This window comes from Paraburkholderia ultramafica, assembly GCF_902859915.1.
GTDB classification, from domain to species: Bacteria; Pseudomonadota; Gammaproteobacteria; order Burkholderiales; family Burkholderiaceae; genus Paraburkholderia; species Paraburkholderia ultramafica.
Window position 1 is genome coordinate 81,350 of record NZ_CADIKK010000027.1, and the last position, 22,480, is coordinate 103,829.

A 22,480-nucleotide genomic window follows, 5' to 3' on the forward strand; every position below is an offset into this window, starting at 1 on the left:
GGTCGGCAATCAAATTTCGCGTTGGGACGCCTAAACTGACTTCAAAGATTATCGCGCAAGCTGCTCGCCGCGGGACTCGCTCCCGACGACGCGCGGCTGCTCGACGATACGCGCACTTGTACCGTGCCGACGTCGACCTATGTCCATGAAATGAAGGATAACTCAATGAACCGGCTAGTTTTCGCTGTGGGCGTGGCCTGCGTCGCCTCGCACACCGGTGGCGGCCGAGGCCATCGGCATCGACAGATATCGACCGATTCCGATACGGGCGGTGGAGCATCGATGCAGCCTTGATCCGCGCGCACGTAGATCGGCTAGAGCTGGAACGGTCCACGTGGCGCACGTCGACTCACAGCGCCGTGGTTACCAACTGTGACAAGCTCGCGTCTGAAATCGGCCCGGCATCTGTTGAACGCGCATGGCCTGGCCAATAGTCCCGAGCCCGAAACAACAAAAGCCCTCACACAGGAGGGCTTTTGTTTTTCACTACCGTTGCCAAACGGTTGCCAAACACTATGCCGGGTTCGAGTCGCCCAGGTCTGATTGGGCGATGCAAACCATCCCGTCACGCGGCAACCAGCAATCTCACGCGAAGTTCTTCGCTGCGAATTCCCAGTTGACGAGGTTCCAGTACGCTTCGACGAACTTCGGACGCGCATTGCGATAGTCGATGTAGTACGCGTGTTCCCACACGTCGATCGTCAGCAGTGCTTTGGCATCCGTGGTCAGCGGCGTAGCGGCGTTGCTCGTCGACACCAGGTCGAGCGAACCGTCAGCCTTCTTCACCAGCCACGCCCAGCCCGAGCCGAACGTGCCGACTGCGGTCTTTGCGAATTCTTCCTTGAACTTGTCGAACGAACCCCACTTGGCGTTGATGGCGGCAGCCAGTGCGCCGGTCGGCGCACCGCCACCTTGCGGCGACAGGCTGTTCCAGAAGAACGTGTGGTTCCACACTTGAGCCGCGTTGTTGAACAGGCCGCCCGTTGCCTTCTTGACGATCTCTTCCAGCGACAGGTTCTCGAACTCGGTGCCCTTGATCAGATTGTTCAGGTTGGTGACATAGGTCTGGTGATGCTTGCCGTAGTGAAACTCGAGCGTCTCTTCCGACATGTGCGGAGCGAGCGCGTTTTTCGCGAACGGCAGCGGCGGGAGCGTATGTTCCATGGTGCTTTCCTTCTGTCTGTATCTGTTGTGGGGGAGTCTGCGGATAACGCTTTTGAGCACTCGATTGTAGGCGAGTTGGAATAACCCCGCAAACCAACGGACTTTATGCCCGGCATCGGAAAACATGCCGCGCACATAGCGTAGTCAGTGCCTCCGCATGCCGTGTGCCCGCCTCATCCGACAGTCACGCGGATGGCTGCCATGACCGTCGGCGAAGTGTCAGAAACCGTCGGTGAGACGCGCTTGCACATCGGCCAGCGCGATGTCGGCCGAGCCTTCGGCGAGATGCACCGTCAGGCGCCGCCCCGGTTTCAACGACGACGGTGCGCGCACCGCACGGCCGCTCTGTACATCGATCATGGCCGCATAACCCCGCTCCAGCGTACGCTGCGGACTCAGGACTTCGAGCCGTGCGGCAAGCGTATCGATGCGTGCAACCTGACGTTCATGCTGGCGCAACAATGCCGCGTCCAGACGTTGCGCGAGATTGCCGAGCTTCGTCTGATGGGCGGCGAGATCCGGACGCCAGCGCTGCCAGCGCATCTGCAGCAGCGAAAACCGCGCTCGCGCATCACGCACCGGCCGCGCGCCCGCCGACGCGAGCCGCGCGCTCAATTGCTGCAGATGCGTGCGTTGCCGCGTGAGACGCTCGGCCGGCGACACCAGCCTGCGTGCGAGCCAGTCGAGTTGCTGCGCGCGCCGCTCCATCATGCGCCCGAAGCCGCGTGCGAGCGTCGCGTGCCGATGATCGAGTTCGCGCAGCAGCAGCACGCGCTGCGGACTGACGAGTTCGGCGGCGCCGGTCGGGGTCGGCGCGCGCACGTCGGCGGCGAAGTCGGCGATCGTGAAATCGGTTTCGTGACCGACGCCGCTCACCACCGGAATCGCGCTTTCCGCAATCGCGCGCGCCAGCACTTCCTCGTTGAATGCCCACAGGTCTTCGATCGAGCCGCCGCCGCGGCACACGATCAGCACGTCGACTTCGCGCCGCGCGCTGGCCGCCTCGACCATCGCCGCGAGCCTGCTGCTGACGCCCACGCCCTGCACCGGCGCCGGATAGACGATCACCGGAATGTGCGGCGCGCGACGCGACAGCGTGGTCAGCACGTCACGCAGCGCCGCGGCCTGCAACGACGTGACGATGCCGATCGCGCGCGGATGAAGCGGCAGCGCGCGCTTGCGCTCGGCGGCAAAGAGACCCTCGGCTTCGAGCTGCGCCTTCAGCTTGAGAAACGCTTCGTACAGACGCCCCTGGCCGGTGCGGCGCACCGCTTCGACGTTCAGTTGCAGCTCGCCGCGCGGCTCGTACATCGTGACGAGCGCGCGCACTTCGATGCGGTCGCCTTCGCGCGGGGTGAATTCGGCATATTGCGCCCGCCCGCGAAACATCACGCAACGCATTTGCGCCTGCGCGTCCTTGATCGAGAAATACCAGTGGCCGCTCGCCGCGCGCGTGAAGTTGGACACTTCGCCGGCCACCCAGACGAGCGGAAAAGAGCGTTCGAGCATCGTGCCGATCGCGCGATTGAGCGCGGAAACGGGAACGACGACCTCACCGCCGGGCATCGCCGACGAAAAAAAGGGACTTTCGGGATTCATGCGAGGGGAGTATCTGTGACTGGCCGGACAGACGATAGACCGAGTGGCCATCGGCGTCCAGCGTGGTCGTCGAATTGTTAAAAGTGTCCACATGGCGGGACCGGCCAGACGAATTCCGCCAGACCACCCGCCAAGGTCCACGTATTCGAAGCAGGCCGTTGATTTATATGGCGTTTATATGTCAATAACGGGAACCGTTACCGATCCGGATGGCTCGGAACGGCCCTCTCCACCGGTTGGGCGGGAGGTTCTCCACAGAGTTATCCACAGGCGCCAGGTATCGCCCGACGCCGCGACTCGTTGCATGGCGCGCGCCGCGCGACTTGCCGGGCGGGACGCCCGCGCGCTAGAGTGGCGGGTTCCACGGCATGCCGAACGCCCGGCGAAGCACGCCAATACTGCACACTGCGCGGTACATTGCGCGAAAGCGCCGGGCGCCGCCGCAGCCTGATTTTTCGCTTCACTTTCGATTGTCCGGAGAACCGCGTTGATGCAGACCCCGCGTATTGCGCATGGCGCCTCCACGCCGCCGTGCCGCCCCTTGACGGTGAACGGCACGCGGCTCGGCCGCGCGACTTGTCCATGAGCAAACTCAACGACCGTCTCGAAGCACGCGTTGCGCGCGAGTGGCAACAGTACGGTCCGTTCGCGTGGGCGCTGACGCCGTTCGCGTGCGTGTTCGGCGCAATTACCGCCGCGCGCCGCGCCGCCTTCTCGCTTGGCTGGTTGAAATCCGTGCGCGTCGGTGTGCCGGTGGTGGTGGTCGGCAACGTGACCGTGGGCGGCACCGGCAAGACGCCGACCGTGATCGCGCTGGTCGAAGCGTTGCGCGCCGCGGGCTTCCAACCCGGCGTGGTGTCGCGTGGCTACGGCGCACGCGTGAAGACGCCGACGCCGGTCACATCCGCGTCGACGGCGCGAGTCGGCGGCGACGAGCCGTTGCTGATCGCGCGCCGCACCGGCGCGCCGGTATGGGTCTGTCCGGACCGCGTGGCCGCCGCGCAGGCGCTGTGCGCCGCGCATCGAGACGTCGATGTGATCGTCAGCGACGACGGCTTGCAGCATTACCGCCTCGCACGCGACGCCGAACTGGTCGTGTTCGACCACCGGCTCGGCGGTAATGGCTTCCTGCTGCCGGCCGGCCCGCTGCGCGAGCCGCTGTCGCGCCGCCGCGACGCGACGCTGATCAACGATCCGTACGCGCGCACCCTGCCCGCGTGGCCGAACACATTCGCGCTGCAACTCGCCCCCGCCGACGCGTGGCATCTGGACAATCCGGCGCTGCGCCGGCCGCTCGCGCAATTCAGCGGCGAGCGGGTGCTGGCCGCGGCCGGCATCGGCGCGCCGGAGCGTTTTTTCGCCACGCTGCGCGCTGCCGGCCTCACGCCCGCCACCCGCGCGCTGCCCGATCACTACGCGTTCGAGCGCAATCCTTTTACCGACGTGGACGCCGATGCGATCCTGATAACGGAAAAGGATGCGGTAAAATTAGGGTCCTGGCACGATGCGCGCATCTGGGTTGTCCCGGTCGAAGCCGCGCTCGATCATCGCCTCATTGCATTAGTTGTGGAGAAAGTCCGTGGACGCTCGCCTGCTTGAAATTCTCGTCTGCCCGATCTGCAAGGGCCCGCTCAGCTACGACCGTGCCGCGCAGGAGCTGATCTGCAACGCGGACAAGCTCGCCTATCCGATCCGCGACGGCATTCCCGTGATGCTGGTCGACGAAGCGCGGCAGACCGTGGAAGGCACGCCGGTCGACCTGAATCCGGGCTCGGTCGCCTGAGTCAGGTTTGTCCGCGCGGGGCAGCCGCCGTGCGCCACGCCCCGCGTCGTTGCTCCGCATCCGTTGCAGTCTTGCCCGTTTGCGCCCGCGCGGCATGCGCAGCCGCTTCCTCCGGTTTTATCGCGGTCCGTCTTTTCGCTCATCTTCCCGCGCATCTTTCTGATGACCCACGCCAATCCCACCACTCCCCCGTTTATCGCCGTCGTGCCGGCCCGACTCGCCTCGACGCGTCTGCCCAACAAGCCGCTCGCCGACATTGGCGGCAAACCGATGGTGGTGCGGGTCGCCGAACGCGCGCGCGAGTCGGGCGCGCAGCAGGTGCTGGTCGCGTCGGATGCGCAAGCGGTGCTCGACGCGGCGCGCGACCACGGCTTCGAAGCCGTGCTGACACGCGCCGATCATCCGTCGGGCACGGACCGTCTCGCGGAAGTGGCGGCGCAGTTCGGCTGGAGCGACGACACGATCGTCGTCAATGTGCAGGGCGACGAGCCGCTGATCGATCCGGCGCTGGTGTGCGGCGTCGCGTCGCACCTCGCGGCGAGTAGCGGCTGCGCGATCGCGACCGCCGCGCACCCGATCACCGATCCCGCTGAAATTTTCAATCCGAACGTCGTCAAGGTCGTGCTCGACGCACGCGGCGTTGCGCTGTACTTCTCGCGCGCGCCGATTCCGTGGGCCCGCGACGCCTGGCAGCCGCACTGGCCCAATGTCGCGTCGATGCCGGCGCCGCCGGCGCCCGCGGTGGTCCATCGGCATATCGGGCTGTACGCGTATCGCGCGCAATTCCTGCGCACTTACCCTGGTCTCGCGATCTCGCCGATCGAACAGGTCGAAGCGCTCGAACAGTTGCGCGCGATGTGGCACGGCGAGCGCATCGCGGTGCTCGTCACGCCGGACGTGCCGCTGCCCGGCGTCGACACGCCCGCCGATCTCGCGCGCGTGCAGGCTCTATTCGGGTCTTGAGCATAAAAACCCATGGCATAATCGGACGGTTGTGCGCGCCTCCCGTCACCAGCGAACCCCAGGGTTTGCCCCGTCGCACCATTGCCGTCTTGCAGCGCCGTCGTGTTTCGACGTGCAGCGCGAGACCCGCAACGGCAGCCGATGCGGGTCCCTCGACCAATCGTGGGATGGCTGCGACCTCATCAAAGAATTCACATAGATCTGGAGATATCACATGCGTTTGATCCTTTTGGGTGCACCCGGCGCGGGCAAGGGCACTCAGGCAAACTTCATCAAGGAAAAGTTCGGCATTCCGCAAATTTCCACCGGTGACATGCTGCGTGCAGCCGTCAAGGCAGGCACGCCGCTCGGCCTCGAAGCCAAGCGCTTCATGGACGCCGGCGAACTGGTCACGGACGAGCTGATCATCAACCTGGTGAAGGAACGTCTGCAGCAGCCGGACTGCGCGAGCGGTTATCTGTTCGACGGTTTCCCGCGCACCATTCCGCAAGCTGAAGCGATGAAGCAGGCTGGCGTCGCGATCGACTACGTGCTGGAGATCGACGTGCCGTTCGACGAGATCATCGTGCGTATGAGCGGCCGCCGCTCACACGCCGCTTCGGGCCGCACGTATCACGTCAAGTTCAATCCGCCGAAGATCGAAGGCGTGGACGACGTGACCGGCGAGCCGCTGATCCAGCGCGACGACGACAAGGAAGAAACGGTCAAGAAGCGTCTGGACGTGTATGAGGCGCAAACCAAGCCGCTGATCGAGTACTACAACGGCTGGGCGAAGAACGGCGATCCGTCGACCGCACTGAAGGCGCCGCAATACCGCCGGATTTCGGGCCTCGGCAGCGTCGATGATATTCGGGCTCGCGCGTTCGACGCGTTGAAGTAAGCTCGCCACCGACTGCTTCTGTTTTACGAAGACCCGCCCTTACCGGCGGGTTTTTTATTGGGACACACGGAGTGGGACCGGCCGCCCTCTCCCGCTTTCCCTTAGCCGCCGTGTCCGGCGTCAATTAATTAGAGATCCGTATCGGTTTGCTTGCGCGGTTTGCTTGCCCTGCGGCACGCGGATCGCGCGTGCTGCCCGGCTTTTCTTTCCGCATTGCAGCATAGCCGTTACAATCGATCATCGAAAAAATATTCGATCGAGACACGACTGGACAACCGTAGCAAAGGAGTAGACATGGAGATTCGTGACAATGTGTTCCTGATCACCGGCGGTGCATCGGGTCTTGGCGCCGCCACCGCGCGCCTGCTCGTCGAGAACGGCGGCAAGGTGGTGCTCGCCGATCTTAATCAGGATGCCGGTGAAGCGCTCGCCAAGGAACTCGGCGGCGTCTTCGTCAAATGCGACGTGAGCCGCGAAGACGACGCGACCCAAGCCGTCGAAGCCGCGACGAAGCTCGGCACGCTGCGCGGCCTCGTCAATTGCGCAGGCGTCGCGCCGGCTATCAAAACGGTCGGCAAGGACGGCCCGCATCCGCTCGATTCGTTCGCGCGCACCATCTCGATCAATCTGATCGGCACCTTCAACATGATCCGGCTCGCGGCCGCGGCGATGTCGAAGAACGAACCGAATGCGCTTGGCGAGCGCGGCGTGATCATCAATACGGCATCGGTGGCCGCGTATGACGGTCAGATCGGGCAGGCGGCCTACGCGGCATCGAAGGGCGGCGTGGTCGGCATGACGCTGCCGATCGCACGCGACCTGTCGCGCAACGCGATCCGCGTGATGACGATCGCCCCGGGCATCTTCGAAACGCCGATGCTGCTCGGCATGCCGCAGGAAGTGCAGGACGCCCTCGGCGCGATGGTGCCGTTCCCGCCGCGCCTGGGCAAACCGGCGGAATACGCGATGCTGGCCAAGCAGATCTTCGACAATCCGATGCTCAACGGCGAAGTGATTCGTCTGGACGGCGCAATCCGCATGCAGCCGAAGTAACGGCGCCTCCACGTGCCGCTCGACGCGGCGCGCACATACGAAAAAAAACGCCTGCACATGAATCATGTGCAGGCGTTCTGTTTTACGCGGTTCGAAGGCGCGGGGCGGCTAGCCGCGATCGTCTTGCTGGGTGCGTTGACGCAACTCATTCAGCTGCGACTCCACCACCGTCGCGTCCTCGGCATCCGGCCGGTCGCCAAGATAGCTTTCGAGGTCTTCGAGCGCGGGACGCAGGTAATCGAGCCGCGCGTACGCGAAGCCGCGATCGCGCACCTCTTCGATATTGTCCGGCAGCAGGATCACGAGACGCTGCTGCACCGCCAGCAAGCGTTGCCAACGCTCGGTCTGAAGATAGGTGGATTTCAGATTGCGCAGCATGCGGGCGATGATCTCGCGCCGCGTGGCCGGTTGCAGCAGCATGCGCAGCGCCCTGCTGACCGACTCGCCCGCCGACGCCACGTACGGCTCCAGCATGTCGACCATCTGCGCTTCGGTCAGCGAATGGCCGCTGGTCGGATCGAGCATCATGTCGCCGTCGGGGGTCGTCACGCGCAGCAGGAAGTGGCCTGGAAACGACACGCCGCGCGCCGGAACGCCGATCTGCTCGGCCATCTCCAGATACAGCACCGCAAGCGAAATCGGAATGCCGCGGCGCCTCTTCAACACCGCATTCAGATAACTGTTGTCGGGATCGTAATAGTCGTTGAGATTGCTGGCAAAACCCAGCTCGCGAAAGAAGAACCGGTTCAGGATGCCGACCTTCTGCCGGATGTCGGCGTCGTCCGGCATGCGGCGCTGCAGGCGCACCACCAGTTCGTCGATCTCGGCCAGGGTGCCTTGCAGATCGAGATCGGGGTAAGCGTCCTGCGCGAGCGAGAGCGCCGCCTCGGTCAGCGGCAGGCTGTCGTCTTCGGCGACGAGCGTGCTGAAATAGTCGAGAACCCGCGTCATCGTGATCACTTCACTCGCCTTTTGAAATACGCGTACTTGAAGCCCATCAGCCAAAGCATACCGAAATATAGCGCGGCGAACAGCACGAGGCACGCACCCAGCAGCACCATCCGGTCGACCGGCCGGCTATGCATGCCGATCCAGTCGAAGCTGATGGCCAGCCAGCGCATCGCGCCGGCCAGCACCAGACAGGCGCCGAACAACTGCACGAAGAATTTGAGCCAGCCGCTCGACGGCATATAGATGCCACGCTTGCGCAGACCGAAAAACAGCAGCAGCGCGTTCACACAGGCACCGAGCCCGACGCTCAGCGTCAGGCCCGCATGCGCGAAAACCGGCACGAACACGTAGTTGCTCAACTGCGTGACGATCAACACGCCGATGCCGATCTTCACCGGGGTCTTGATGTCCTGCTTCGCGTAGAAGCCAGGCGCGAGAATCTTGATCAGAATCAGGCCGATCAGGCCTACGCCGTACGCCGACAGCGCACGGCTGACCATCACGACCGAGTTGCCGTCGAACTTGCCGTAATTGAATAGCACGGCGGTCAGCGGCTGCGCGAAGAAAAACAGCGCGATCGCGCTCGGCGCGGCCAGCAGGAACGTGACGCGCAGCCCCCAGTCGAGCAGCGACGAATATTCGTGCGAATCGGCGTCGACGTGCGCTTTCGACAGGCTCGGCAGCAGGATCGTGCCCAGCGCGACGCCGAGCAGCGCGGTCGGAAACTCCATGAGCCGGTCGGCGTAGTTGATCCACGACACCGCGCCCGGGCCGATGCGCGACGCAATATTCGTGTTGATGATCAGGCTGATCTGCGCGACCGACACGGCGAACATCGCCGGCACCATCTTCGACAGAACCCGCTTCACGCCGCGATGCGCGAGCGCGCGCAACGGGTTCAGGCCGATGCGCGGCACCATGTCGATCTTCTTCAGACCCGGCAACTGCACGATGAACTGCAAGATGCCGCCGGCGATCACCGCCCACGCGAGCGCATAGACCGGCGTTTGCAGACGCGGCGCGACGAACACCGCCGCGATGATGAACGCCACGTTCAGCAGCACCGGCGCGAACGCGGGCAGCGAAAAGTTCTTGTACGTATTCAGCACGCCGGACGCCAGCGACGTCAGCGAGATGAAAATGATGTACGGGAACATGATGCGCGTCATCGTGACCGCGAGCTCGTACGCGTGGCCTTCATGCGCAAGGCCCGAGGCGACGATGTACACCACGCCGGACGCGCCCACCACGCCGATCACAGACAGCACCGCGAGCGCCCACGCGAGCACGGTCGACATCGCGTCGACCAGCGCTTTGGTGGCGTCGTGGCCCTGGCTGTTCTTGAACTCGGCGAGGATTGGCACAAAGGCCTGCGAAAACGCGCCTTCGGCGGAAATGCGGCGCAGCAGGTTCGGAATACGGAAGGCGACGTAGAACGCGTCAGTGTATTGACTGGCGCCGAACGCACGAGCGATCAACGTTTCGCGGGCCAGTCCGGTCACGCGTGACAGCAGCGTGAAGCCGCTGACCGTCAGCAGGGCTCGGAATAGATTCATGGGGCGCTTATTATACGGGTGCCGCAGGCGCGGACGACGAGCCGGAACGCGATTCGGACCGATTTGCTGCGCAGACGTTCGCGCCGATGGGCCGATCAGCGCATTTTTTTGCGGCCTGCCGCAGCGCGCTGCTGCTCCTGATACGTGGCCCGGAACGCGGGTTCCGGTATCGCGCCGACACGCTCGCGCCACTGAACCCACTGAACCCACTGAACCCACTGAACCCACTGAACCCGCTGAACCCGCTGAACGCTCGCGCAAGGGCGCCGACCTTCGCGCGGACCGGCGCGCGCGGCTAGCTCGTGCATTCCCGTTGCCACGTGCCTGATTTTGTTGCTATAATCATCGGTTTCGAAGCTCGCTCAGTTTTTGGACGGGGTTCAGGTCGGCGCCACGCCGCCTGGCAACAGTCGCGAATCCCCGGAAACACGGGCCCGCCTTCGCGTAGTTCGATCGATTTTTTTCGACACTTTTTGCGCTCTTGGGCAATCGCTTCCAAGAGTTCGGATCTAAAAGCAGCACCTCACCACTTGAAGGTCAGGTACTGGAAACAGGAACAGGATAAGGAACCGTCATGGCTAACTCCGCACAAGCACGCAAGCGCGCCCGCCAGGCCGCCAAGGCAAACTCGCACAACTCGGCACTGCGCTCGAAGTTCCGCACGGCTATCAAGGCTGTCCGCAAGGCGATCGACGCCGGCGACAAGGCTAAGGCCGCTGAAATCTTCCAGGCATCGTCGAAGACCATCGACATCATCGCCGACAAGAACATCGTTCACAAGAACAAGGCAGCTCGCCATAAGAGCCGCCTCGCTGCAGCCATCAAGGGTCTGCAAGCGTCCGCAGCGCAGTAATTCCGGTCAGCCCGCTTCGGTGGGCTACCTCCTGTTTCCGCTGCACAGAAAGGCCCGCTTCGGCGGGCTTTTTTGCTTTGCACTCGCCGCCGACACGCTGGGCCGTGCGCATCGATACGATCGCGGTGATGTTGCGGCTGCTCGCCCTGCTCGAGCCTTTGTATCAAACACAAAAAAACCCGCGCTCGCGGGTTTTTGTTTTTGCCGATCCGGCTGGCTTGCGCTATATCACGTGTCTTTTGGCTTGCCGCGTGGCGTGGCGTGCTCGAGTTGCAACTCGCACGCTTCCGTCACGACGAGGTCGTTGTCTTTCGCGAAGTTGAGCACGAAATCGAAAGCCATCGGCTCGATGTCGCGCAAACGCGAATCGAGAATCACGCACTTGAGGTCGCCGATCATGGTCGGCCGGACATACAGCGAGTACTGCATATAAGCGTTCGGCCCCTTCCTTGCACCGGGGCCAAAACATGCCATCACGCCTGCGAGCCGCTCCGACCAGTCGCTCGGCCGAAACTTCTTGCCCGTCGACGTGATGCCCTGAATGAAAAATTCGGTTGGAGCTGCTTCGGCCATGTAGGAATACCTGTGTGACTGCCCAGCGGGATGACGGCAAAGCTGACGGCACGCCGGCTTGCAACGCCTGACTCGTCGCCGCACATGTTGCGCATGTTGCACACGCCGCCGCGATGGCGAGCCGCGCAGCCAGAACCGCAATGGGCCGGCTGAGCGGCCTCGGCGCTTTGTCATGACGGCGCACCGCGAGCAAACTTTGCGAACCGCGCGAGCCGTGTCCCGCAAGCGAAATACCCGCCTGCCGGGCTTTGGGAGAACCGGCAGATTATAGCGCAGCGGACCTTTTTCCGCAGCGCACACAAGCTTCGCATGATAGTTGCGCGAGGCTTTCACGCAGCTTTCCTGGCCTTTTGGCCGACTCGTCAAACGGAGCGAAATCCTTTATGCTGCATTGAGTTACCACAAACGACGGCGGCGCCGTCCGGCAATCCTGCCGGGTGAGACCGCCGTATTTGTTTCATGACCGCCAAGAAAATTCGCCACTACCTGCAGTTCAAGGACTTCTCGCTGGAAGACTACGAGTACGTGCTGGAACGCGCGCGCATTCTGAAACGCAAATTCAAGAGCTACGAGACCTACCACCCGCTGCACGACCGCACGCTGGCGATGATCTTCGAGAAAAATTCGACACGCACCCGCCTGTCGTTCGAAGCCGGCATCTTCCAGTTGGGCGGCCACGCCGTGTTCATGAGCACCCGCGACACGCAGCTCGGCCGCGGTGAACCGATCGAAGACGCCGCGCAAGTGATCTCGCGCATGGTCGACATCATCATGATCCGCACGTTCGGCCAGGACATCATCGAGCGCTTCGCCGAGAATTCGCGCGTGCCGGTGATCAACGGGCTGACCAACGAGTATCACCCCTGCCAGGTGCTGGCCGACATCTTCACGTACTTCGAGCATCGCGGCCCGATTCGCGGCAAGACGGTCGCGTGGGTCGGCGACGCCAACAACATGCTGTACACGTGGATCGAAGCCGCGCAGATTCTCGGCTTCAAGCTGCGCCTGTCCACGCCGCCGGGCTACAAGCTCGACCGCGCCATGGTCGCCGCCGAGAGCGCGCCGTTCTACGAGGAATTCGATCACCCGAACGAGGCCTGCGCGGGCGCTGATCTCGTCACCACCGACGTCTGGACCAGCATGGGCTTCGAAGCCGAAAACGAAGCGCGCAAGAAAGCCTTCGCGGACTGGTGCGTCGACGCTGACATGATGGCGCGCGCCAATCCGGATGCGCTCTTCATGCACTGCCTGCCCGCCCACCGCGGCGAGGAAGTCAGCGCGGAAGTGATCGACGGCCCGCAAAGCGTCGTGTGGGACGAGGCGGAAAACCGCCTGCACGTGCAAAAGGCGTTGATGGAATACCTGCTGCTCGGCAAACTGAATCATTGAGCGCGCCCCTTTTCACCATCAGCAGCATCTGCGTGAAGCGCGGCGGGGCCTTGCATCCGAGGCAAGGCAGCCACGTCAGCGCCGCGCAGCGGACCGGCGTCCCCGGTTGCAAGCGGACCCGGCTACACCACCGCACTGCCCCAAAAACGCGGGCGCCCGGCGGTTTAGTGTCAAAATAATGCTTTTCCGCGCTCCGGAACCGCCGGTGCGCGTTGTTTTCCCGCTTTTTCCAGCTACGAGTTCACCATGAGCGATATCAAGAAAGTCGTGCTCGCCTATTCGGGCGGCCTCGACACCTCCGTCATCCTGAAGTGGTTGCAGGACAACTACGACGCCGAAGTCGTCACGTTCACGGCCGACATCGGCCAGGGCGAAGAGCTGGAGCCGGCGCGCAAGAAGGCTCTGCAACTCGGCATCAAGCAGGAAAACATTTTCATCGAAGACCTGCGCGAAGAATTCGTGCGCGACTTCGTGTTCCCGATGTTCCGCGCCAACACGATCTATGAAGGCGAGTACCTGCTGGGCACGTCGATCGCGCGTCCGCTGATTGCCAAGCGTCAGATCGAGATCGCCCGTGCAACCGGCGCGCAAGCGGTGTCGCATGGCGCAACCGGCAAGGGCAACGACCAGGTTCGCTTCGAACTCGGTTACTACGCGCTGGAACCGGGCATCAAGGTGATCGCTCCGTGGCGTGAATGGGACCTGCTGTCGCGCGAAAAGCTGCTCGCGTATGCGGAAAAAGCCGGCATTCCGATTGAAATGAAGCACAAGCAAGGCGGCGCGCCGTATTCGATGGACGCGAACCTGCTGCACATCTCGTTCGAAGGCCGTCACCTGGAAGACCCGAAGGCGGAAGCCGAAGCCGATATGTGGCGCTGGACCGTGTCGCCGGAACAGGCGCCGGATCAGGCTGAATACATCGACATCGAGTACGGGCACGGCGATCCGGTCGCGATCAACGGCAAGCGTCTGTCGGCGGCGGAAATGCTGACCGAGCTGAACCGCCTGGGCGGCAAGCACGGCATCGGCCGTCTGGATCTGGTGGAAAACCGTTACGTCGGCATGAAGTCGCGCGGCTGCTATGAAACGCCGGGCGGCACGATCATGCTCAAGGCGCACCGCGGCATCGAGTCGATCACGCTCGACCGTGAAGTGGCTCACCTGAAAGACGACCTGATGGCCCGTTACGCGTCGCTGATTTATAACGGCTACTGGTGGAGCCCGGAGCGCCGCGCGATCCAGGTGCTGATCGACCACACGCAGGAAAAGGTCAACGGCTGGGTGCGTGTGAAGCTGTACAAGGGCAGCGTATCGGTGGTCGCGCGCGATTCGAAGGAAACGCTGTTCGACAAGACCATCGCGACGTTCGACGACGACGGCGGCGCATACAACCAGGCCGACGCTGGTGGGTTCATCAAGCTGAACGCGCTGCGTATGCGGATTGCCGAGAACGCGCGACGTCAGCGTGGCTGATGGTGAGTGTTTCGGTGAAGGCTAACTTCGCGTAAGTGAAAGTTCAGCGCCGTGAGGCGCGACCAGATCCGAAGCGCGGACAATAAAAAAGCGCCAGGAGTTTTCTCCCGGCGCTTTTTTCATTTTCAGCGTCCCGCTTGCCCGGTCACGACGCGCCGGCTCGATTCCAACTCCGTAAGCGACATGTCCCGCCGAACCGCTTTTGCGAGCGCTAGCGCAACCCCACGCCGCTTGCCCCACCGCGATTGACCGACACCCTCACCCGCCGCATTACAAACAGACCGGCTCCGCTTCCAACTCCACGCCAAATCGCTCCAACACGTCGCGCTGCACCGCTTTCGCGAGTGCCAACACCTCCGCGCCGGTCGCGCCGCCACGATTCACCAGCACTAGCGCCTGCCGCTCGTGCACTGCTGCCGCGCCCATCGCACGGCCTTTCCAGCCGCATCGATCGATCAGCCAGCCCGCGGCGAGCTTCACCCTGCCGTCCGGCTGAAGATAGGAGACGACGTCCGGCTCCCTGATCTTCAGCGCGTCGAACTGCGCCGCGTCCACCACCGGATTCTTGAAGAAACTCCCGGCATTGCCGAGTTCCAGCGGATCGGGCAGCTTGGCGCGCCGCACCGCCACCACCGCATCGAAGACGGCCTGCGCGGTCGGCTGCTTATCGGCACCGGCATGACCATCGACGCTCGCAACATAACCGCCCGCGGCCAGTTCACGCGCCAGATCCGCGTAACCGGCACGCGGCTGCCAAACCTTCGGCAAACGGAACGTCACCGACGTAATCACGAAACGGTCGCGCCCTTCCCGCTTGAAGAAACTGTCGCGGTAGCCGAACCGGCAAGCCTGCGCGTCGAGCTCGACCACGGCGCCCGTCGCCAGCTCAACCGCGCGCAGCGACGCGAACCGCTCGCACATCTCCAGCCCATACGCGCCGATGTTCTGGATCGGCGCCGCGCCGACCGTGCCCGGAATCAGCGCAAGATTCTCCAGCCCAGGCAATCCCTGCGACAACGTCCACGCGACGAACTCGTGCCACGGTTCGCCACCGGCCGCCTCGACGTACCATGCGTGGTCGTCCTCGCGCACGATACGGCGGCCCCGCAGCGCCACCAGCAGCACCAGCCCGGCGAAGTCGCCGGTCAGCACCACATTGCTGCCGCCGCCCAGCACGAGGCGCGGCAGGCCGGCCGCGCGTGGATCGTGCACCGCAGCCATCAATTGCGCTTCGTGCTCGATCCGGCACGCAAACTGCGCACGGACATCGAAGCCGAAGGTGTTGTGCGCCTTCAGCGGATAGCCGGCAAGGAACGCGGCGGAATCGGATTGGGACATCGGATTGAGGACAATGAAACGACGAATGAGACCAGATCGGCCCCCGGCCGCGCGACAATGCGCGGCAGCCTTGGGCAAAAGGGAGTGGCGTCGGTAAAATGACGTCCGGTCCGTGATTATAGCGAGTGCCCCGTGAGCAGCCGACCGGCCGCATCACGCACCGCAGCACTATTGGGAGAATGCAATGCCATCGTTTGACGTCGTCTGCGAAGCGAACATGATCGAAGTCAAGAACGCGATCGAACAGTCCAACAAGGAAATTTCCACGCGCTTCGACTTCAAAGGGTCGGACGCGCGCGTCGAACATAAGGAAAACGAAATCACCGCCTACGCCGACGACGACTTCAAGCTCGGCCAGGTGAAAGACGTGCTGTTGTCGAAAATGGCCAAGCGCAACGTGGACGTGCGCTTCCTCGACTACGGCAAGATCGAGAAGATCGGCGGCGACAAGGTCAAGCAGGTCATCAAGATCAAGAAGGGCGTGTCCGGCGATCTGTCGAAGAAAATCGTGCGCCTCGTGAAGGACAGCAAGATCAAGGTTCAGGCGAGCATTCAGGGCGACGCGGTGCGCATCACCGGCGGCAAGCGCGACGATCTGCAAAGCGTGATCGCGATGCTGCGCAAGGACGTGACCGACACGCCGCTCGACTTCAACAACTTCCGCGACTGAGATTCAGGTGCGCGGGTATGTTGCCCGGGGAAACGGGCGGCGGGGCGACGGTTAGCGGGTCATAAACAGGCAACCGCTGCAACTCCCCCCGATGCCCCCGCGCGAGGTTTGCGAACAACCCGCGCCGGGTCTCAGCTTGCCAGCGCGCCGCCCAGTCAGCACCTGCAGCTTCCCGGCGAGCCACCTGCATAGCATCTCGTACTAACGGCGCACAGCCCGCGAGTGGCATCCGCAACGACCGTTCTGCGAGCGACCCACGTGGCGTGCACACATTACCGCCGCGGCACGCGGCACTCGGCACGTCAGCGCATCCAGGCCTCAAAGATCATGGCCCGCCGCCGGACTGGCCGCCTTCTTCTTAGCGCCGATACGGCTTTCCTGCCCGCGCATCAGCTTGGCGATGTTGCCGCGATGGCGCCACACCAGCAGCGAGCTCATCACGACGATCGCCAGCGCGATGACGCGCGGCCCGAACAGAAACGCATAGAAGAGCGGCGCAAATACCGCCGCGGCCAGCGCCGCCAGCGACGAATAGCGCGTGAAGAACGCCACGATCAGCCACGTCAGCAAGGTCGCGACGCCGAGCGTCGGATTGATCGCGAGCAGCACGCCCGCCGCGGTCGCCACGCCCTTGCCGCCCTTGAAGCGGAAGAAAACCGGATACAGATGGCCGAGAAACACGGCGACCGACGCAATCGCCACCGACGTATCGTCGAGCCCGTAACGCGCGCCGAAGTGCACGACGAACCAGACCGGCAGCCAGCCCTTGAAGGCGTCGCCGATCAGCGTGAGAATCGCCGCCTTCTTGCTGCCGCTACGCAGCACGTTGGTTGCGCCCGGGTTGCCCGAACCGTACGAGCGCGGGTCGTCGAGGCCCATCGCGGCGCTCACGATCACGGCGAACGACACCGAACCGATCAGGTAGGCAACGACAGCAACGATCAGGTTTTGCATCTGGGACTCTTATAAGGTTCGGCGGTCTGAAACCCGGTACTCCAACCGCAACAGGAGAACTCGGAACAAGGCGGCGCACATTCTACCGAACGCACCCGCCCGGAAAACATTCATGCAAACGTCAATCGACGCTCGCGCATTGAACCGCCTTCGCCACCAGCAAGTCGGTCAGCACCTTCGGTTCGATGCTGACCAGAAAACCGCGCCGGCCGCCGTTCAGCCAGATACGGTCCATCTCGAGAATGCTCGACTCGACATAAACCGGCATTTGCTTGCGCGTCCCGAACGGCGATGTGCCGCCGATCAGGTAGCCTGAATGCCGGTTCGCCACCTCGGGCTTGCACGGCTCGACGCGCTTTGCGCCGATCTGCCGCGCGAGGTTCTTGGTGCTGACGGTACGGTCGCCGTGCATCAGCACGATCAGCGGCTTCGCGTGCTCGTCTTCCATCACGAGTGTCTTCACGACATGATGTTCGTCCACGCCGAGCTGGCGCGCCGATTCCCCGGTGCCGCCGTGCTCGACGTAATCGTAAGGATGCTCGCCGAACGTGACGCCATGGCGGCGCAGAAACTGGGTGGCCGGCGTTTCGGAAACGTGTCTGGATTTGCTCATCGGCGCATTGTAATGGCGAGTTTGCACGACGGCTATTTGCCGAATGGCCAATTGTGCGGGTCGGGCGACTGTGGCACGATCGTTCGAAAATCTTCCGGCGTACTGTACGCCGCGCACCGAATCGTTTTCAGCAACCATTATTTGCATGGGATCGCAGTAAGCGCTAAAGCGCCAACTCCGATCGACCGCTTTGCATGGGATCGGAGTAAGCGCTAAAGCGCCAACTCCGATCGACAGGAGACACCAGTGAGCCTCGATTCATCCACCCGTTCCACGATCGACATCTCCGCGCTGCTGGCCGCGCTGCCCGCGCGCATCGCCGCGATTCCGGCGCTCGCCGCCGCGCGCGACCCGCAGCACATCGCCTTGATCGAGGATGCGCGCCGGCTGACCAGCGCGCAACTGCTGCAAGCCGTCGACGCCGCCACCGCGCTGTTGCGCGAATGGGGCGTTCGCGGCGGCGACCGCGTGATGATCGTCGCGGAGAACAGCATCGCGCAGATCGTGCTGCTGTTCGCGACCGCGAGGCTCGACGCGTGGGCGCTAGTGTCGAACGCGCGGCTGTCCGCCGCCGAGCTCGATTCGATCCGCGCACACGCGCAGCCTCGCGTGGTCGCGTACGCGGTGGAAAGCTCCGGCGACGCGCAGCAGCATGCGCAGCGGCACCAGGCGTTGGCCGCGCCGGCTATCAAGCCGGACATCGGCGCGTGGTCGTACACGGTGGACAACACGGTGCAAGCCGAGCCGGTCGAAGCCGCGAACGACCGTCAATGCGCCGCGCTGATTTACACCACCGGCACCACCGGCGCACCGAAAGGCGTGATGCTGTCGCATCGCAATCTGCTGTACATCGCCGCGGTGTCGAGCCGCCTGCGCAAAGTCGGGCCCGGCGACGTCGTGTATGCAGTGCTGCCGATCTCGCACGTGTACGGCTTCGCATCGGTGTGTCTGGGCAGCCTGCACGCCGGCGCGACCTTGCGGCTCGCGCCGCGCTTCGCGCCGGAAGCCGTGCGCCGCGCGCTCGCCGACGAACGCGTGTCGATCTTCCAGGGCGTGCCGGCCATGCACGCCAAACTGCTCGAACATTTGCAGACGCACGGCCACCCGTGGTCCGCGCCGCATCTGCGCTTTGCCTATTCGGGCGGCTCGCCGCTCGACGCCGCGTTGAAGGCGCAGGTCGAAGCCGTCTACGGTCTGCCGCTGCACAACGGCTACGGCATGACCGAGAGCAGCCCGACGATTTCGCACACGATGCTCGACGCACCGCGCAGCGACTGCTCGGTCGGCGAGGTCATTCCGGGCGTCGAGGTGCGGTTCGTCGGACTCGACGGCGTGGATGCCGCGCCGGGCGAAATCGGCGAGCTATGGGTGCGTGGGCCGAACGTGATGCTCGGCTACTACCGCAGCCCGGAGCAAACCCGCGCGGCCGTGACCGAAGACGGCTGGCTCAAGACCGGCGACCTCGCGCGGCAGGACGCGGACGGCGCGCTGCATATCGTCGGGCGCAGCAAGGAGTTGATCATCCGCTCGGGCTTCAACGTCTATCCGGCCGAGGTCGAACATGTGTTGAACGCGCATCCGCAGGTCGTGCAGTCGGCGGTGATCGGACGCGCGGTCGAGGGCAACGAGGAAGTGATCGCGTTCGTCGAATTGATCGCGGGGGCGACAGTGACGCCCGCTGAACTGATCGCGTGGTGCGGCGCGCGTCTCGCACCGTACAAGCGGCCGGCCGAATTGAAGGTGCTCGCCGCGCTGCCGGCCGCATCGACCGGCAAGATTCTCAAACATCGGCTGCGTGAGTTCGTCTGAAACGACAAGCGCACAAGCACAAGCTCAAGCACGAACGCAAGCGCACATCACCCACGCGGATGATGCATCGCATGCAGCGACTTCAAGCGCTCGCGAGCCACGTGCGTGTAAATTTGCGTGGTCGAAATATCAGTGTGGCCAAGCAGCAGTTGCACGACGCGCAGGTCAGCACCGTGATTGAGCAGATGCGTGGCAAACGCGTGCCGCAACGTATGCGGCGACAAAGGCGCATGCACATCGGCCGCCATCGCGTGACGCTTGATGATGTTCCAGAACTGCTGGCGCGTCATGCCTTCCGCGCGGCTCGTCACGAATAGCGCATCCGTCGCGCGCGCGCCGAGCAGCGCCGGGCGCGCATCGCGCAGATAACGTTCGATCCAGCCGTGCGCCTCTTCGCCGAACGGAATCAGGCGCTCTTTCGAGCCCTTGCCCATCACGCGCACCACGCCTTCGTTCAGACCCACTTCCACCGTCTTCAGCGTGACCAGTTCGGTGACGCGCAAACCGCTCGCGTACATCAGTTCCAGCATCGTGCGATCGCGCAAACCCAACGGCGTGTCGATGTCGGGCGCACCTAGCAGCGCTTCGACTTGCGCCTCGGTGAGCGTCGACGGAAAACGCGGCGGCTGCTTGGCCGAACGGATGCGCAGTGTCGGATCAACCGTCGCGCGATGCTCACGCACCGCCCACGCGTAATAGCGGCGAAACACCGAGAGCCGCCGGTTCGCCGAGGTCGATTTGTCCTTCTGCCGCGCGGCGCTATAAGCGTTGAGATCGGCTTCGCTGGCGGTGTCGAGCGACGCGTTGCGGCTCTGCGCGAGCCATTCGCAGAACAGACGCAGATCGCGCCGATACGCATCGAGCGTGTTACGCGACAGGCCGTGCTCGAGCCACAGCGCGTCGCAGAACGCATCGATCGACGCCGAGCTCGTCAGAAGCAGCGGCGACAAAGGTGACGCGATGCCCGCGTCGTCAGCCAAGGTATCGCTCATGCGTACGGAATGCCTTCATGCGCCAGCAGCCAGCGCTTGACGTTGCGGAAGAAGCCCTCTTCGGCGTGATGCGCGAACCCGCCGATGCCGCTCGAACTCACCACGCGATGACATGGAATCACAATCGGAAATTCATTGGCGCCACACGCCTGACCGACCGCGCGCGGCACGCTGCCCAACTGTTTCGCCAACTGCCCGTAGGTCAGCACGACGCCCGGCGGAATCTCGCTGAGCGCCTGCCAGACGCGCCGCTGAAACGCGGTGCCGACCGGCGCCAGCGGCAACTCGAACTTCGCGGACGCACGCTCGAAATATCGCTCGATCTGCTCGACGGCTTGCCGCGCCAATGGCGTGTCGGGCGCGACGCTCGGCACTGAATCCGGCAGATAGACGATCTCGCGCACGGCCTCGCCTTCGAGGCGAATGCCGACCTTGCCGAACGGCGCATCGATCACTGCGTTGAACATGATTGCCTGCTCCTCACTTGCATGGCGGCCCGGTTTGCGACATAGCGTACCTGCATGAGTGGCAGGCGTTCTACGCGAACCACTCAGCGCAAAGCACCTTGCGCAAACCGCTTTGCAAAACGAAGGCCGCCGGACTGACGCTACTTTACGCCGCTTCCAACGCCCATTCCACATGCTCGCGCACCACGGCGGAAGGGTCGTCGGCGCGTAGTCTCAATGCGTGCACGATCGCCTCGCGGGCCTCGGCGCTCAAACTCCCCGCAGGAGTTCTCAGCGCGTTGCCCATCCCCACCGCGAGATTGCGCAGCCAGCTCTCATAGCCGATCCGCCGAATCGCACTGCCCTGCATGCGCGTATCGAACTCGTCCGCGCTCCACGCAAACAGCTCGACCAGCGACGCGCGATCGAGCCCATGCCGCACATCGAAATCGGCGACCGGCGCAGCCTGCGCGAACTTGTTCCATGGACACACGAGCTGGCAATCGTCGCAGCCATACACACGATTGCCGATCAGCGGCCGCATTTCCAGGGGAATACTGCCTTTCAGTTCGATCGTGAGATACGAGATGCACCGGCGCGCATCGACCTTGTAAGGCGCGACGATCGCTCCGGTCGGACACGCGCCGATGCAGCGCGTGCAACTGCCGCAATGCGAGCCCGGCATTTCGGGCGCGACTTCGGGCAAGGTTTCGGCGTCGGTCGGCAACGGCACGTCGACATAGATTTCGCCGAGGAAAAACAGCGAGCCCGCATCACGTTGCAGCAGCAGCGTGTGCTTGCCGCGCCAGCCGATGCCGGCCTTCTGCGCAAGTTCGACTTCCAGCACCGGTGCCGAATCGGTAAATACGCGGTAGCCGAACGCACCGATCTCGGCTGCGATCTTCTCGGCAAGTTGTTGCAAACGGTTACGCATCACCTTGTGATAGTCACGGCCGCGCGCATAGATCGATACCACCGCCGCCGATGGGTCCGCGAGCCGCGCATGCTCGGCTGCGCGCCACTCTCGCGCGAGCGGGCCGTCCTGCGTGGTGGTTTGGTTCGCGCCGCCGCTCAGCGTTTCGAACGGCAAATAAGCGATGCGCGCGGTAATCACGCGTCGCGTGCCGGCCACAAGCTCGGCGGGCCGCGCGCGTTTCATGCCGTGTTTCGCCATATAATCCATCTCGCCGTGGCAACCCGCTTCCAGCCACGCTGCAAGCGGCGCTTCGGCCGCGGAGAGATCGGTGTCGCTAATACCGATCGCCCCGAAACCCAGTTCACGGCCCCAGCTTTTGATGTTCAGCGCGAGCGCATTCAGCGCCGCTTCATCGAAATGACGCACGGCACGCGCGGCGTCGACGGACGCGGGCGTGCTGGAAACAGGGGACTCCGGACTTCGGTTCATCACGCCATTTTACGAG

General features: G+C 63.8%; 20 protein-coding genes and 1 pseudogene. 10 read left to right on the top strand and 11 right to left on the bottom strand.

Features of this window, described 5'->3' with window-relative positions; genetic code table 11:
* Positions 1-585 precede the first annotated feature (585 nt).
* Positions 586-1,164, bottom strand: a complete 579-nt coding sequence (sodB, locus tag HV744_RS25510) for a superoxide dismutase [Fe] (protein ID WP_175152151.1) — start codon at positions 1,162-1,164, stop codon at positions 586-588.
* Positions 1,165-1,383: 219 nt separating this feature from the next.
* Positions 1,384-2,763: an exodeoxyribonuclease VII large subunit gene (xseA, locus tag HV744_RS25515; protein ID WP_175152152.1), complete on the bottom strand. Its 1,380-nt coding sequence runs from the start codon at positions 2,761-2,763 to the stop codon at positions 1,384-1,386.
* A 582-nt stretch (positions 2,764-3,345) separates the two neighbouring features.
* Here xseA and lpxK point away from each other — a divergent pair.
* The 5 genes from lpxK (at position 3,346) to HV744_RS25540 (ending at position 7,442) form a co-directional block, all read left to right on the top strand.
* Positions 3,346-4,362, top strand: a complete 1,017-nt coding sequence (gene lpxK, locus HV744_RS25520; RefSeq protein ID WP_175152153.1) for a tetraacyldisaccharide 4'-kinase — start codon at positions 3,346-3,348, stop codon at positions 4,360-4,362.
* Positions 4,343-4,546 (top strand): Trm112 family protein, encoded by a 204-nt coding sequence (locus HV744_RS25525; protein ID WP_007180583.1) that lies wholly within the window; start codon positions 4,343-4,345, stop codon positions 4,544-4,546. Before lpxK ends, HV744_RS25525 begins: the two co-directional genes overlap by 20 nt.
* Before the next feature lie 162 nt (positions 4,547-4,708).
* On the top strand, positions 4,709-5,509 hold the full coding sequence (gene kdsB / locus HV744_RS25530; RefSeq protein WP_175152154.1) for a 3-deoxy-manno-octulosonate cytidylyltransferase: 801 nt from the start codon (positions 4,709-4,711) through the stop codon (positions 5,507-5,509).
* A gap of 214 nt (positions 5,510-5,723) precedes the next feature.
* Positions 5,724-6,389, top strand: a complete 666-nt coding sequence (gene adk, locus HV744_RS25535; protein ID WP_175152155.1) for an adenylate kinase — start codon at positions 5,724-5,726, stop codon at positions 6,387-6,389.
* Positions 6,390-6,683: 294 nt separating this feature from the next.
* Complete coding sequence (locus tag HV744_RS25540; protein ID WP_175152156.1) at positions 6,684-7,442, top strand: 3-hydroxyacyl-CoA dehydrogenase; 759 nt, start codon at positions 6,684-6,686, stop codon at positions 7,440-7,442.
* Between the two features lie 108 nt (positions 7,443-7,550).
* On the opposite strand, the gene HV744_RS25545 is transcribed toward HV744_RS25540, so the two are convergent.
* Both HV744_RS25545 and murJ read right to left on the bottom strand, forming a co-directional pair.
* Positions 7,551-8,393, bottom strand: coding sequence for a SirB1 family protein (locus HV744_RS25545; protein WP_175152181.1), 843 nt, complete (start codon positions 8,391-8,393; stop codon positions 7,551-7,553).
* Between the two features lie 5 nt (positions 8,394-8,398).
* On the bottom strand, positions 8,399-9,949 hold the full coding sequence (gene murJ / locus HV744_RS25550) for a murein biosynthesis integral membrane protein MurJ (protein WP_175152157.1): 1,551 nt from the start codon (positions 9,947-9,949) through the stop codon (positions 8,399-8,401).
* A 574-nt stretch (positions 9,950-10,523) separates the two neighbouring features.
* Here murJ and rpsT point away from each other — a divergent pair.
* Entirely contained in the window at positions 10,524-10,802 is a 279-nt protein-coding gene (gene rpsT / locus HV744_RS25555; RefSeq protein ID WP_012434165.1) for a 30S ribosomal protein S20, read from the top strand.
* A gap of 223 nt (positions 10,803-11,025) precedes the next feature.
* On the opposite strand, the pseudogene HV744_RS25560 reads toward rpsT, so the two are convergent.
* Positions 11,026-11,375 (bottom strand): annotated as a pseudogene (locus HV744_RS25560) (DUF3579 domain-containing protein).
* A gap of 459 nt (positions 11,376-11,834) precedes the next feature.
* Here HV744_RS25560 and argF point away from each other — a divergent pair.
* The gene (argF, locus tag HV744_RS25565) at positions 11,835-12,764 is read left to right on the top strand and encodes an ornithine carbamoyltransferase (RefSeq protein WP_175152159.1); all 930 of its coding nucleotides are present in this window, start codon (positions 11,835-11,837) and stop codon (positions 12,762-12,764) included.
* Between the two features lie 246 nt (positions 12,765-13,010).
* Positions 13,011-14,237 carry an argininosuccinate synthase gene (locus HV744_RS25570; protein ID WP_175152160.1) on the top strand — a complete coding sequence of 409 codons (1,227 nt, stop codon included), beginning with the start codon at positions 13,011-13,013 and terminating at the stop codon, positions 14,235-14,237.
* Positions 14,238-14,507: 270 nt separating this feature from the next.
* Here HV744_RS25570 and murB read toward each other — a convergent pair whose 3' ends face one another.
* Positions 14,508-15,575, bottom strand: a complete 1,068-nt coding sequence (gene murB / locus HV744_RS25575; protein ID WP_175152161.1) for a UDP-N-acetylmuramate dehydrogenase — start codon at positions 15,573-15,575, stop codon at positions 14,508-14,510.
* A gap of 184 nt (positions 15,576-15,759) precedes the next feature.
* Between murB and HV744_RS25580 the strand changes: the two genes are divergently transcribed.
* Positions 15,760-16,245: a YajQ family cyclic di-GMP-binding protein gene (locus HV744_RS25580; protein ID WP_007180572.1), complete on the top strand. Its 486-nt coding sequence runs from the start codon at positions 15,760-15,762 to the stop codon at positions 16,243-16,245.
* 318 nt (positions 16,246-16,563) lie between these two features.
* Here HV744_RS25580 and plsY read toward each other — a convergent pair whose 3' ends face one another.
* Both plsY and ybaK read right to left on the bottom strand, forming a co-directional pair.
* Positions 16,564-17,199 carry a glycerol-3-phosphate 1-O-acyltransferase PlsY gene (gene plsY / locus HV744_RS25585; protein WP_175152162.1) on the bottom strand — a complete coding sequence of 212 codons (636 nt, stop codon included), beginning with the start codon at positions 17,197-17,199 and terminating at the stop codon, positions 16,564-16,566.
* 121 nt (positions 17,200-17,320) lie between these two features.
* Complete coding sequence (gene ybaK / locus HV744_RS25590; protein WP_175152163.1) at positions 17,321-17,812, bottom strand: Cys-tRNA(Pro) deacylase; 492 nt, start codon at positions 17,810-17,812, stop codon at positions 17,321-17,323.
* Positions 17,813-18,058: 246 nt separating this feature from the next.
* Between ybaK and HV744_RS25595 the strand changes: the two genes are divergently transcribed.
* Positions 18,059-19,621: a class I adenylate-forming enzyme family protein gene (locus tag HV744_RS25595; protein ID WP_175152164.1), complete on the top strand. Its 1,563-nt coding sequence runs from the start codon at positions 18,059-18,061 to the stop codon at positions 19,619-19,621.
* 47 nt (positions 19,622-19,668) lie between these two features.
* Here HV744_RS25595 and xerD read toward each other — a convergent pair whose 3' ends face one another.
* The 3 genes from xerD to queG all read right to left on the bottom strand — a co-directional run bounded on the left by xerD (position 19,669) and on the right by queG (position 22,464).
* On the bottom strand, positions 19,669-20,613 hold the full coding sequence (xerD, locus tag HV744_RS25600; protein ID WP_175152165.1) for a site-specific tyrosine recombinase XerD: 945 nt from the start codon (positions 20,611-20,613) through the stop codon (positions 19,669-19,671).
* Complete coding sequence (locus HV744_RS25605; RefSeq protein ID WP_175152166.1) at positions 20,610-21,080, bottom strand: methylated-DNA--[protein]-cysteine S-methyltransferase; 471 nt, start codon at positions 21,078-21,080, stop codon at positions 20,610-20,612. Before HV744_RS25605 ends, xerD begins: the two co-directional genes overlap by 4 nt.
* 145 nt (positions 21,081-21,225) lie before the next feature.
* Complete coding sequence (queG, locus tag HV744_RS25610; protein WP_175152167.1) at positions 21,226-22,464, bottom strand: tRNA epoxyqueuosine(34) reductase QueG; 1,239 nt, start codon at positions 22,462-22,464, stop codon at positions 21,226-21,228.
* Positions 22,465-22,480: the final 16 nt, after the last annotated feature.

Excerpts from the sequence above, each read along its gene's own strand:
- sodB (WP_175152151.1), bottom strand. The coding sequence starts at position 1,164 with ATGGAACATACGCTCCCGCCGCTGCCGTTCGCGAAAAACGCGCTCGCT.
- xseA (WP_175152152.1), bottom strand. The coding sequence starts at position 2,763 with ATGAATCCCGAAAGTCCCTTTTTTTCGTCGGCGATGCCCGGCGGTGAG.
- lpxK (WP_175152153.1), top strand. The coding sequence starts at position 3,346 with ATGAGCAAACTCAACGACCGTCTCGAAGCACGCGTTGCGCGCGAGTGG.
- kdsB (WP_175152154.1), top strand. The coding sequence starts at position 4,709 with ATGACCCACGCCAATCCCACCACTCCCCCGTTTATCGCCGTCGTGCCG.
- adk (WP_175152155.1), top strand. The coding sequence starts at position 5,724 with ATGCGTTTGATCCTTTTGGGTGCACCCGGCGCGGGCAAGGGCACTCAG.
- HV744_RS25540 (WP_175152156.1), top strand. The coding sequence starts at position 6,684 with ATGGAGATTCGTGACAATGTGTTCCTGATCACCGGCGGTGCATCGGGT.
- HV744_RS25545 (WP_175152181.1), bottom strand. The coding sequence starts at position 8,393 with ATGACGCGGGTTCTCGACTATTTCAGCACGCTCGTCGCCGAAGACGAC.
- murJ (WP_175152157.1), bottom strand. The coding sequence starts at position 9,949 with ATGAATCTATTCCGAGCCCTGCTGACGGTCAGCGGCTTCACGCTGCTG.
- rpsT (WP_012434165.1), top strand. The coding sequence starts at position 10,524 with ATGGCTAACTCCGCACAAGCACGCAAGCGCGCCCGCCAGGCCGCCAAG.
- argF (WP_175152159.1), top strand. The coding sequence starts at position 11,835 with ATGACCGCCAAGAAAATTCGCCACTACCTGCAGTTCAAGGACTTCTCG.
- HV744_RS25570 (WP_175152160.1), top strand. The coding sequence starts at position 13,011 with ATGAGCGATATCAAGAAAGTCGTGCTCGCCTATTCGGGCGGCCTCGAC.
- murB (WP_175152161.1), bottom strand. The coding sequence starts at position 15,575 with ATGTCCCAATCCGATTCCGCCGCGTTCCTTGCCGGCTATCCGCTGAAG.
- HV744_RS25580 (WP_007180572.1), top strand. The coding sequence starts at position 15,760 with ATGCCATCGTTTGACGTCGTCTGCGAAGCGAACATGATCGAAGTCAAG.
- plsY (WP_175152162.1), bottom strand. The coding sequence starts at position 17,199 with ATGCAAAACCTGATCGTTGCTGTCGTTGCCTACCTGATCGGTTCGGTG.
- ybaK (WP_175152163.1), bottom strand. The coding sequence starts at position 17,812 with ATGAGCAAATCCAGACACGTTTCCGAAACGCCGGCCACCCAGTTTCTG.
- xerD (WP_175152165.1), bottom strand. The coding sequence starts at position 20,613 with ATGAGCGATACCTTGGCTGACGACGCGGGCATCGCGTCACCTTTGTCG.
- HV744_RS25605 (WP_175152166.1), bottom strand. The coding sequence starts at position 21,080 with ATGTTCAACGCAGTGATCGATGCGCCGTTCGGCAAGGTCGGCATTCGC.
- queG (WP_175152167.1), bottom strand. The coding sequence starts at position 22,464 with ATGAACCGAAGTCCGGAGTCCCCTGTTTCCAGCACGCCCGCGTCCGTC.